The organism is Micromonospora sp. WMMD980, from assembly GCF_029626035.1.
In the GTDB taxonomy this organism is placed as follows: Bacteria; Actinomycetota; Actinomycetes; order Mycobacteriales; family Micromonosporaceae; genus Micromonospora.
In genome coordinates this window covers 1-10,885 of sequence record NZ_JARUBE010000004.1, presented here as the reverse complement: position 1 = coordinate 10,885, position 10,885 = coordinate 1, and the positions used below count along the sequence as shown (strand labels likewise).

Genomic DNA, 10,885 nt, shown 5'->3' with positions numbered 1-10,885 from the left:
GCGCGGTGAGCGCGTCCGGGACGGCACCGCCGAACATGCCGCTGTGCACCGCGTGGTCGAGCGTGCGGACCTCCACGAAGCAGTTCACGATGCCGCGCAGCGAGGTGGTCAGCGCCGGCACGCCGACGTCCCAGTTGGTGGAGTCGGCGATCACGATGACGTCCGACGCCAGGTCGTCGCGGTGCTCGGCGAGCAGCCGCTCCAGCGAGTCGGAGCCGTACTCCTCCTCGCCCTCGACGAACAGCACCACGCCGACCGGCAGCCGGTCGCCGAACGCGCGCAGCGCGGCGACGTGCGCCATGATGCCGGCCTTGTCGTCGGCCGCGCCCCGGCCGTAGAGGCGGCCGTCGCGCTCCACCGGCTCGAACGGGTCGGACTCCCACAACGCCAGGTCGCCGACCGGCTGCACGTCGTGGTGGGCGTAGAGCAGCACGGTGGGCGCGCCGGCCGGAGCCGCCTTCGTCCCGATCACCGCCGGCTGGCCGCCGGAGCGGACGATCCGGGTGTCCAGGCCGCAACCGCGCAGCAGCTCCGCCACCGCCTCGGCGGAGCGCTCCACGTGCGAGTGGTCGAAGCCGTCGAAGGCGATGCCCGGGATGCGGACGAGTCGTTCCAGGTCGGCACGGACACCGGGCAGTTCCCGCTCGACGGCGGCCCGCACCTCGGACTCGGAAATGATCGGAGTGGTCATGACCGGAATCGTATGCCGGCCTTACCCGGTCACGCCGTCCGAGCCCGGCCGCCGCCCGAGCCGCACGTAGTAGCGCTCCGGGTCGTGCGGCAGGTCGGAAGCGCCGTCGACGACCAGGTCCACCGCCGCCGGGGTGCCGTCGGCGGCGAAGTGCGCCCGCTCCCCGGCGTGCCAGCGGCGCAGTTCGGGCAGGACCTGCGCGCCGTCGCGGGCCAACGCCCGGGACAACCGCAGCTCCCCCGGCGCGGTGACCAGCACCGAGAGGGTCAGCTCGGGGCGCACCACGGCGCGCGCCGCGCTCACCCCCTCGACGAGCAGCACCGGCGCCGCCGGCACCGGCACCACCGGACCCAGGAAACGCCCGCGCACCCAGCTGTACCGGCGGTAGCCGCCCGGCCGGCCGGCCCGCACCGGCCCGAGCACCCGCTCCTCCAGCCTGGCCCAGAACGTGAGCTGGTCGTCCCAGCCGTCCAGCAGGTCGTCGGTGTGGACCAGTGGCGGCCGGCCCGCGCCGGTCGCCACGAACGCGTCCGCGAGGCGCGTCGCGAACACGCTCTTGCCCGCGCCGCTCGGCCCGTCAACAGCCACCAGCCGGGTCCGTCCCAACCGCGGCGGCGCGGCCAGCACCCGCCGGACCAACCCGGCGTACGCCTCGACCACCGCGACGTTCACCCGACCGACGCTAACGTTCCCCCGTCCGCTGGATCCTGCGACCCGGGCGGACCGTTTCACCCGGCGGCCCGCCGACGCCGCGGGCATGATCTGGGGGTGCTCCATGACGTGATGTGTCCGGGCGTCGACGCCCTCCTGGAACAGGCCCGCGCCGGTCTCCGCCGGCTCACCCCGCACGAGACCGTCGAGGCGGTCCGCAACGGCGCGCTGCTCGTCGACACGCGCACCGAGGCGCAGCGCCGCGAGGAGGGTGAGCTGCCCGGCGCGATCGTCATCGACCGCACGGTGCTGGAGTGGCGACTCGACCCGGCCAGCGAGTGGCGCATCCCGGAGGCGATCGGCTACGACCGCGAGATCGTGGTGGTGTGCCGGCAGGGCTACAGCTCCAGCCTGGCCGCCGCCAGCCTGCAGACCCTCGGCCTGCGGCACGCCACCGACATGATCGGCGGCGTGCAGGGCTGGCGCGAGGCCGGCCTGCCGATGTCCGACCGCCCGGCGGACGTGCGCCACTGAGCCGTCCCGACCGGGTGCCGCCGGACCGCTCCGGTCACGACGGGCCGGGCGGTCGCCCGGGCGCGCCGGGCGGCACGAACGGCAGGCCCGGCGGCGGGCCCTCCTCGACCAGCCGCCACAACGCGCCGGTGTCCAGGTGCTCCTCCACCAGGTCACCGAGCAGGTCCAGCGTCCGTTCCCGGGCCGCCGCGAACGAGTTGTCCGGCGCGACCGCGAAGCCGGTCCGGCCGGCCGCCTCGGCGACCTCGGCGAGGAACCGGCGGCGGAACGCGTCCGACTCGAACGCGCCGTGCCAGTGGGTTCCGTACAGCGCGCCGAGCCGGGCGCCCTCGCCGGTGCCGTCGGTGTAGCGCAGCAGCGGCGGCAACCCCGGGTCGGCGGCGGAGACCCGGCCGTGGTGGATCTCGTACCCGTGCACCGGCACGTCACCGGCGGCGACGCCCGCGGCCCGGCGGACCGTCTTGCGCCTGTCGAAGGTGATCTCGACGGGCAGCAGCCCGAGGCCGGGCACGCTGCCCCGGCGGCTCTCCACCGGGTCGTGGATCATCCGGCCGAGCATCTGGAACCCGCCGCAGACGCCGAGCAGCGGGCGACCGGCGGCGACGTGCGCCCGCACCGCGTCGGCCAGCCCGGTCTCCCGCAGCCAGGCCAGGTCGGCGACGGTCGACTTGGAGCCGGGCAGCACCACCAGGTCGGCGGCGGCCAGTTCGGCCGGCTCGACGGTCAGCCGCACCCGCACCCCCGGCTCGGTGGCGAGCGCCTCGACGTCGGTGGCGTTGGAGATCCGGGGCAGCCGGACCACCGCGACGTCGAGCCAGTCCGTGCCGCGCGGCGCCGCCGGCCGGCCGAGCACCCGCCCGTACGCGAGCGAGTCCTCCGCGTCCAGCCACAGGTCCAGCGCCCACGGCAGCACGCCGAAGGTGGGGCGGCCGGTGGCCTGCCGCAGCATGTCCAGCCCGGGCCGGAGCAGCCCCAGGTCACCGCGGAACTTGTTGACCACGAAGCCGGCGACCAGCGCCTGGTCGGCGGCGTCGAGCAGGGCCACGGTGCCGAACATCGAGGCGAACACCCCGCCGCGGTCGATGTCGCCGACCACGATCGTGGGCAGGCCGGCCTGGCGGGCCAGCCCCATGTTGACGTAGTCACCGGCCCGCAGGTTGATCTCCGCAGGGCTGCCCGCGCCCTCGCAGACCACCACGTCGTACTCGGTGCGCAGCTCGGCCAGCGCCGCGTACGCGGTGGCGGCGAGCCGGGGCCGCAGCGTGTGGAAGTTGCCTGCGGTGACCGTGTCGACCGCCTCGCCGAGCAGCACCACCTGGCTGGCGTGGTCGCTACCCGGCTTGAGCAGCACCGGGTTGAACCGCAGGTCCGGCGCGAGCCCGGCGGCGGCGGCCTGCATGGCCTGGGCCCGGCCGATCTCCCCGCCCCGGCCGTCCGGGCCGACCACCACGGCCGAGTTGTTCGACATGTTCTGCGCCTTGAACGGCGCGACCCGAATGCCCCGCCGACGGAGCCAACGGCAGATGCCGGCGGTCAGCACGCTCTTGCCGGCGTCGGAGGTGGTGCCCGCGACCAGCAGCCCGCCGCTCACCGCCCGCTGCCCGAGCCGCTCGCCGCGACGCCTCCTGGCGTGCGCCCGGGAGCGCCGGTCGGTCCACACCGGGCGGCGCCGTACCCGCGCCCGGTGATGCCGGCGAGCGCGGCGTCGGTCGGGCCACGCCCGGTGATACCGGCGAGCGCGGCGTCGGTCGGGCCACGCCCGGCGGCGCCGGCGAGTGCGCGCAGCGCGGCGCGACCGGTCGCACCGGCCAGCCGACCCACGGTCACCGGGTAGAGCGCCGCCAACCCGAGAGCGGCCAGGCCCACCGCGCCGGAGACCCGGGCCGCGCGCGTCAGGTGCCGGGCCTCCGGACGGGGCCCGTCGCCGAGGAACGGCCGCGTATCCGAGCGGCCGAAGTAGACGTTGCGCCCACCCAGCCGGACACCGAGCACGCCCGCCATCGCCGCCTCACACTGCCCGGCGTTCGGGCTCGGATGGTCGCCCCGGTCCCGCCGCCAGACGTGCCAGGCCGTCGCCCGGTCCCCGTGCGCCACCGGCGCGACGGCCACCGTGAGCAGCCCGGTCAACCGCGACGGCGCCAGGTTGAGCAGGTCGTCCAGCCGGGCGGCCGGGGTGCCGAAGCGGGCGTAGCGGGGTGAGCGGTGACCGACCATGGCGTCGAGCGTGTTCGCCGCCCGGTAACCGAGCAGGCCGGGCAGCCCGGCGACCGCCCCCCAGACCAGCGGCGCGACCACCGCGTCGGAGGTGTTCTCGGCCACCGACTCGACGGTGGCACGGGCCAGTTCCGGCTCGTCCAGGGCGGACGGGTCCCGCCCGCACAGGTGGCCGAGGCGGGCCCGGGCGGCGGGCAGGTCGGCACGACGCAGCGCCCGACCCATCACCCGCGACTCGTGCCGCAGCGTGCGCCCGCCCAGCACCGCCCAGGTGCCGGCGGCCACCAGCGCGGCCCGGGCCACCGGGTGACGCCGGGTGGCGAGCGCGGCGGCAGCGCCGAGCAGCACCGGCCCGCCGACCGCGAGCGCGGTGAACGCCACCCCGACCGACCGCCGCGGGCGGTAGACCCGCCGCTCCAGGGCACCTGCCGCGCGACCGAAACCGGCCACCGGATGCCACCTGCGCGGGTCGCCGAGCAGCGCGTCGAGCGCGTAGCCCACCGCCAGCCCGGTCGCGTTCGCCATGGCGGTCGCCTGCCGCACCCGTCACCACCTCCGGCCGGCCAGCCTAGCCGCACCCGCGGTTCCCGAGGGACGCTCCGCCCTCCCTGACGATCCACCATCCCGCTACCGGTATGCGACCCGAGGTGGCGCTCTCTTCTCCGGGGCGCGGCATCCCCGTACCGCGGGGTGGCCACGCCCGGCGTCGCCACCCCGCGCCCCCGTCGCACCGGCCGCGGCCTCAGACGGACACCGTGCCACGCCGTCGGCCGCGGCGCCCCGGGGCGGACCCTCCGCCGTCGGGCCCCGCGACGCCAGGCCCGTCGTCGACGGGCAGCTCCACCTCGCCCAGCTCGTCGTCCTCGGCGGCGCCCAGCTTGTCTCCCCCCTCACCCAGTTCCCCCGGCTCCCCGGGCCGGGCGTCGAGCGGGTCGGGTTCGGCCGGCCGGTCGAGCGCGCCGGTGAGGCCGACCCGCGCCGGCCCGAACTCCGGCGGCAGGATGTCGTCGTCGAACGGCCGGGCGTCGAACGTGGTCGGGGCCAGCTCGTCGGGCACGGCCTCGGTCGCCTCGCCGTGCACGCGCTGCTCCGCCTCGGCGTCCTCGACCGAACTGGTGGCCGCGCGCGGCTGGTTGCGCAGGAACCGGGCCCGCCCCCGGGACAGGTCGTGCCCGACCGCCACGGCCTCCAACTCGTAGAGCGTCCGGTGGTTGCCGGCCTCGTCGGTCCAGTCGCGGGTGTAGAGGCGGCCGGCGACGATCACCGGATCGCCCAGGGCCACCGACGCCGCCACCCCCTCGGCGAGCCGCCGCCAGCAGTTCACCCGCACCCGCAGGCTGTTGCCGTCGACCCAGCGACCGCTGTCCCGGTCGAGGCGGCGTGCGGTCGAGGCGACCTTGAAGTTGGCCACGAGCGTGCCGCTCTGCGTGGTGCGGCGCCACTCCGGCGCGGTCAGCAGGTTGCCGACGATCGTGACGTAGGTGTCGAACATCGCCCCTCCCAGGGATCGGTTGTCCGGATGAGCGTGGGCCGAACCGGGCCGTCCGGACAGCCCGCCGGCCCCGCGCCTGTGGACGACGTACGGCCTGTGGACAACCGCCTGATCAAGGTCCCCATCTGCTAGGCCGATGGGCCCTACGGGTACGAGCTGCGGCGAAACATGATCGGAACGTGACCGGCGGGAGGCGTTCCGGAATCGTGCCGGTTGGGTAAGTACTTGATCAACCGAGAGAAAGGGAGCGCCGATGCTTCTCCGAGACGTCCGCGAGGCAGGGCGATGAGCGCCGTGGCGAACCCCGCGACCGTGGGCGAGTGCCTGCGGGTCGGTGCCGGGTTCTCCCAGGGCGACCGCAACTGGATCGCCGAGCAGTTCGCGACGCTTGACGCCCGGCTCGCCAGCTTCCACGCCGACGCCACCGAGCTGGAGGTGTCGGTCAAGGACCGCGAGGCCCGGGGCCAGAAGGTGACCCTGGAGTGCTGGGTGGCCGGCCGGCAGAAGATCGTCACCACCTCGACGGAGGAGGACCTGCACGCCGCGCTCAACGATGTCCGGGACGACCTGCGCCGCAAGCTCAACGACGCGAAGACTCGGCAGGAGCCGCGCAACAACAAGCACCTGCGCGCGACGGAGCAGCCCGACCCCGTCCCGCTGGACGACGTGCTGCGCCAGGACGCCGAAACCGCCTGACCCGGACCCGGCCCGCCCGCACGGTGCCGGCGGGCGGGCCGGCCGCAGGTGTCAACAGGGCCCCTTCCTCTACCGAATGCGTTAACAGGGGGCCCGGCCTTACACCCCTACCGCCGGGTAGCTCGGCGGCGTACCGTCGCGGTCGTGGAACCGGACGTGCTGGGAGCGCCCTACGAGCGGCGCACGATCGAACTGGGCACCGACGACGAGGGACCGGTCGTCGCGACCCTGGTCCGCCGCCGCGCCGACCGACCGACCGGCCGGGCCGTGCTCTACGTGCACGGCTTCGTCGACTACTTCTTCCAGACCCACGTGGCCGACTTCTTCGCCGCGCGCGGCTGGGACTTCTACGCCCTCGACCTGCGCAAGTACGGCCGCAGCCTGCTCCCGCACCAGACCCCGAACTTCTGCCGCGACCTGAGCGACTACTTCCCCGAGCTGGACGCCGCCGCGGAGATCATCCGTGCCGACGAGGGCCACGAGACGCTGCTCGCCATGGGCCACTCGACCGGCGGCCTGATCATCTCGCTCTGGGCGGACGCCCGCCGCGACGCCGGCCTGGTCGACGGCATCGTGCTCAACAGCCCCTTCTTCGATATCAACGCTCCCTGGTTGGTCCGTCGACCGCTCGCGGCCGCCGTCTCCCGCCTGGGCCGCCGGGCGCCGCAGCGCATCCTGCCGTTCGGGCTCGGCACCGTGTACGGCGAGAGCCTGCACGCCGACCACCGCGGCGAGTGGCGCTACGACCTGGCGTGGAAGCCGCTGGCCGGGTTCCCGGTCCGGGCCGGCTGGCTCGACGCGATCCGCACCGGCCAGCGCCGGCTGCGCGCCGGGCTGGGCATCGAGGTCCCGGTGCTGCTCGCCTGCTCGACCCGCAGCTTCCGGGGCGCGAAGTGGCACGAGAGCGCCACCGGGGCCGACGCGGTGCTCGACGTGGAGCACATGGTGCGCTGGGCGCCCCGCCTCGGCCGGCACGTCACGGTGGCCCGCTTCGACGGCGGGCTGCACGACCTCACGCTGTCCAGCCCCGGCGTACGCGAGAAGGTCTTCGCGGAGGTCGGGCGGTGGGCGGAGGGCTTCCTCCGCGCCGGCCCGACCGAGCCGGAGCCCGCGCCGCCGGCCCCCCGCCGCCCGGTCAAGGAACCCGCCGACGCGAGCGCCGAGGGCTGAACTGCCGGCCGTCTCCTTCGGTAGGTGGTGAGAAGGGGCCCCCTCTCTACCGGAGGCGTTAGGAAGGGGCCCCTCCTTCCGCTGCCTCGGCGAGCGCCGCACGGATGCGGTCGAACGTGGCGACCGGGTGCCCGCCGTCGCGGGCCGGCAGCAGCAGGCCCAGGCAGCGCGGCACCGGCTCGTCCGCCGCCCCGGCCTCCACCGTGAAGACCGGCGCGCCCACGTACCCGGCGGGCAGCTCGACGGTCACCCGCACCCCGTCGGCGTCCCGGGCGACCCGCTCGACCACCGCCTCCAGCGGCCGCGACCCGTCGTCGCCGACGCCCAGCGCCAGCACGAACGCCGAGCCGGGCGCCGCGCCGATCCGGGCGACCGCGTCGGCCGGCGCGGCCAGCGCCTCGGTGACCTGCTGGGTACGCCAGCGCCAGCCCCGGTCGTCGGCGTGCCCGTGCAGCCCGCCGGTGGGCATGGCGGCCACCCCCAGCTCCGGCAGGCGCAGCCAGTGGTCGGCGAAACCGGGCAGCTCGATCGGCTCCGCCGCCCCCTCGGCCGGCTCGGTGACGCTCGGCCGGAGCAGAATCTCCCCGTACGGCCGGTCGGTGAGCGCGTCGGCGGTGAGCAGCCACTCGTGCGCGACATCCCCGTCGTCGGTGGCGCCGACCAGCTCGCTGTAGAAGAAGGCGGTGCCGACCGTGCCGGCCGGCGCGCCGGGCCGCTCCGACCCGGCCACGGGCAGGATCGACCGCCCGAGGTGCTTGCACAGCTCGAAGACGATCTCGTTTTCGGTTTCCTGGTCGAGCAGCATCCGCCGAGGGTACGGACCGGGGCGCGCCCGCCGGCCCTTGACCCGCCGGAACTCCGGTGCCGGATGCGGCCCGGGCGTGGGACGCTGGCGGCGACGTGGGCGCGCCCACCCGTACCCCCGGCCGGGCCGGAGCCGGCGGTACCCTCTTGGCGCGACGACCGTCGACGCGCGCCCGTAGCTCAGCGGATAGAGCAGGGGACTTCTAATCCCAAGGCCGCAGGTTCGAATCCTGCCGGGCGCACTCTCACGCAGCAGGCTTGACCTGCCGTCACCAGCACCGCGCGGATCTGCGCCGACACGCTCGGCTTCGCCTACTTTTACGTCTCATCCAACGAGAACGCCGCGAAGGTGACCGCCTCCGACTACGACTGCATCACCCTGTCCGCCACGGGCGGCGGCGGAGGACTCCGGCATCGGTAACCCGCACCGCCAGCAAGAGACGATGCCCGGTAAGGATCACGCGGAGGCTTGCCGGGCGCTGTCATCCCGTCTAGCGACAGGGACCAATGGGTCGGGTGCGACGTGAACTCGGCACGGTAGGTTCATCTCGTGCTTCCGATGACTCTGCAAGAGATCACCGCCGCTATCGGTGGAGCCGTCCACGACGCCCCCGACACGGTGACGGTGGCGGCCCCGGTCGTGTTCGACAGCCGGCGCGTAGAGCCCGGCGGGATGTTCGTGGCGCTACCCGGTAAGCGTGTCGATGGGCACGACTACGCCGTCCAGGCGATCGAGGCTGGCGCGGCGGCTGTGCTGGCATCGCGGCCAGTTGGAGTGCCGGCGGTGGTCGTGGAGGACGTGCCCGCCGCCTACGGGAGGCTGGCCCGCGCGGTCGTGGACCGACTTCCGCAGACCACGGTGATCGGTGTGACTGGTTCGGTGGGCAAGACGTCGACCAAGGACATCCTCGCTCAGATCCTCCCGACGTGGGGTGCCACGGTGGCGAACCGGGCATCGAACAACAACGAGTTGGGGTTGCCCTACACGGTCACCCGCGCGACCGCCGACACCCGGTATCTCGTGTTGGAAATGGGCGCCCGTGGCATCGGGCACGTGGCCTACCTGACCCGGATTGCCCCGCCCAGGGTCAGCGTGGTTACGCGCGTCGGCCACGCGCACCTTGGCGAGTTCGGATCGGTGGAGAACATCGCTCAGGCCAAGGGCGAGATCGTGGAGGCGCTACCGGACATCCTCGACGGCGGGTTGGCCGTGCTCAACGGCGACGATGCGTTGGTTGCCGCGATGGCGAGCCGCACCACCGCACGGGTGCTGACGTACGGCATCGACAACCCGGCCGACGTGCGCGCCGAGGATGTGACCCTGGACGAGCTGGGCCGGGCTGCCTTCCGGCTCGTGCACGACGGTCAGGCCGCCGACGTGCGGTTGCGCCTCTACGGGTTGCACCAGGCGTCCAACGCGCTTGCCGCCGCAACGGTCGCCCTCGGTTTGGGCCATCCGATTGAGGCGGTAGCCGAGGCGGTGTCACAGGCCGAGGCGGTGTCGCCGGGACGCATGCAGGTCAGCAACCGCGCGGACGGCGTGACGATCATCAACGACGCCTACAACGCCGCGCCGGATGCGATGCGCGCCGCGTTGCGCGCCTTGAAGGCGATGACGGAGGACGGCCGGCGGGCGGTCGCGGTGCTCGGGGAAATGGCCGAGCTGGGCGAGCACGCCGCCCAGGTACACCGCGAGATCGGGCAGCACGTGGCCGAGGTCGGGGCCGGGTGGCTCGTGGCCATCGGCGGAGCCGACGCCGGGCAGTACGCGGCCGGAGCCGCCGGCACCGGCACGACGGTGGACCGGGCGGGCACCGTGGCCGAGGCGTGGGAACTGCTGCGCGACGGGTTGCGGCCGGGCGATGTGGTGTTGGTCAAGGCGGCCAACAGCGCCGGGCTCCTAGTACGGCAGCCGCCGTTTGAGATGTTGCTGGTGGGGGTCGGTAGACGAGGTGCGGCCACCGCGTGATCGTCTGTCTGCTGTGGACATAACTTCAGATCTGGCGGTGGCCGCGTGCCACAGCGTAGACCCTGCCCGGTGGCGGCAGGTCCTGGCCGGGGTGTGCGATGCGTTCGCGGGACGGTTCGGGCGGGTGGAGCCGCGGCGGGCGGCGGCGGCGTTCGTGACAGGGCTGCTCACGAATATCGAAATCAAGACGTGTTGGCAGTTGGCGGAGCAGGCCGGGCATGGCCGGCCGGACGCGATGCAGAGGTTGCTGTATCGGGCGAAGTGGGACGCCGACGCGGTGCGTGACGACGTGCGACAGGTCGTCGTCGACCGGCTTGGCGACCCCGACGGGGTCCTCGTCGTTGACGAGACCGGCGATCTGAAAAAAGGTGTGCACACCGTCGGTGTCCAGCGCCAATACACCGGCACCGCCGGGCGGATCGAGAACGCGCAGGTTGGCGTGTTCCTGGCCTACGCGAGCAGACACGGCCACACCCTGATCGACCGCCGGGTCTACCTACCGAAGTCCTGGACCGACGATCGACAGCGGTGTGAGCAGGCCGGCGTCCCGGACGACGTCGCGTTCGCCACCCGATCCGAGCTGGCCGACGACATGATCACCGCCGCTGTTCAAGCCCTGGTCCCGGCCCGATGGGTCGCCGCGGACGAGGCCTACGGCAACAAC

8 protein-coding genes, 1 tRNA gene and 3 pseudogenes are annotated in these 10,885 nt (G+C 74.2%); 6 read left to right on the top strand and 6 right to left on the bottom strand.

Annotated elements, in window-relative coordinates:
- Both O7618_RS32150 and O7618_RS32145 read right to left on the bottom strand, forming a co-directional pair.
- Positions 1 to 691 (bottom strand): M20/M25/M40 family metallo-hydrolase (locus O7618_RS32150; protein ID WP_278110275.1); only part of this gene is annotated, 691 nt, incomplete at its 3' end.
- Positions 666 to 1,363, bottom strand: a pseudogene (locus tag O7618_RS32145) (hypothetical protein); the annotation flags it as partial. The pseudogene O7618_RS32145 and the gene O7618_RS32150, both read right to left, overlap by 26 nt.
- 111 nt (positions 1,364 to 1,474) lie before the next feature.
- On the opposite strand from O7618_RS32145, the gene O7618_RS32140 reads away from it, so the two are divergent.
- Complete coding sequence (locus O7618_RS32140) at positions 1,475 to 1,876, top strand: rhodanese-like domain-containing protein (protein ID WP_278109860.1); 402 nt, start codon at positions 1,475 to 1,477, stop codon at positions 1,874 to 1,876.
- Here O7618_RS32140 and O7618_RS32135 read toward each other — a convergent pair.
- From O7618_RS32135 to ssb, 3 genes and pseudogenes are all read right to left on the bottom strand, one after another.
- Positions 1,778 to 3,467, bottom strand: a pseudogene (locus O7618_RS32135) (cobyric acid synthase); the annotation flags it as partial. The gene O7618_RS32140 and the pseudogene O7618_RS32135 overlap by 99 nt on opposite strands.
- Before the next feature lie 191 nt (positions 3,468 to 3,658).
- Positions 3,659 to 4,615, bottom strand: a pseudogene (locus O7618_RS32130) (cobalamin biosynthesis protein); the annotation flags it as partial.
- Between the two features lie 217 nt (positions 4,616 to 4,832).
- Positions 4,833 to 5,582, bottom strand: coding sequence for a single-stranded DNA-binding protein (gene ssb / locus O7618_RS32125; protein ID WP_278110274.1), 750 nt, complete (start codon positions 5,580 to 5,582; stop codon positions 4,833 to 4,835).
- 285 nt (positions 5,583 to 5,867) lie between these two features.
- Here ssb and O7618_RS32120 point away from each other — a divergent pair, with 285 nt between their 5' ends.
- On the top strand, positions 5,868 to 6,278 hold the full coding sequence (locus O7618_RS32120; RefSeq protein ID WP_278103949.1) for an HPF/RaiA family ribosome-associated protein: 411 nt from the start codon (positions 5,868 to 5,870) through the stop codon (positions 6,276 to 6,278).
- Positions 6,279 to 6,422: 144 nt separating this feature from the next.
- Positions 6,423 to 7,448, top strand: coding sequence for an alpha/beta hydrolase (locus tag O7618_RS32115; protein ID WP_278103948.1), 1,026 nt, complete (start codon positions 6,423 to 6,425; stop codon positions 7,446 to 7,448).
- 58 nt (positions 7,449 to 7,506) lie between these two features.
- Here the strand turns inward: O7618_RS32115 and O7618_RS32110 are convergent, their stop codons facing one another.
- Complete coding sequence (locus tag O7618_RS32110) at positions 7,507 to 8,253, bottom strand: hypothetical protein (protein WP_278103947.1); 747 nt, start codon at positions 8,251 to 8,253, stop codon at positions 7,507 to 7,509.
- 168 nt (positions 8,254 to 8,421) lie between these two features.
- Between O7618_RS32110 and O7618_RS32105 the strand changes: the two genes are divergently transcribed.
- The 3 genes from O7618_RS32105 to O7618_RS32095 form a co-directional block, all read left to right on the top strand.
- A tRNA-Arg gene (locus O7618_RS32105) sits at positions 8,422 to 8,494 on the top strand.
- A gap of 317 nt (positions 8,495 to 8,811) precedes the next feature.
- Positions 8,812 to 10,221, top strand: coding sequence for a UDP-N-acetylmuramoyl-tripeptide--D-alanyl-D-alanine ligase (murF, locus tag O7618_RS32100; protein WP_278103968.1), 1,410 nt, complete (start codon positions 8,812 to 8,814; stop codon positions 10,219 to 10,221).
- Positions 10,222 to 10,312: 91 nt separating this feature from the next.
- A partial coding sequence (locus O7618_RS32095) for an IS701 family transposase (protein WP_278110273.1) occupies positions 10,313 to 10,885 on the top strand: 573 nt, incomplete at its 3' end.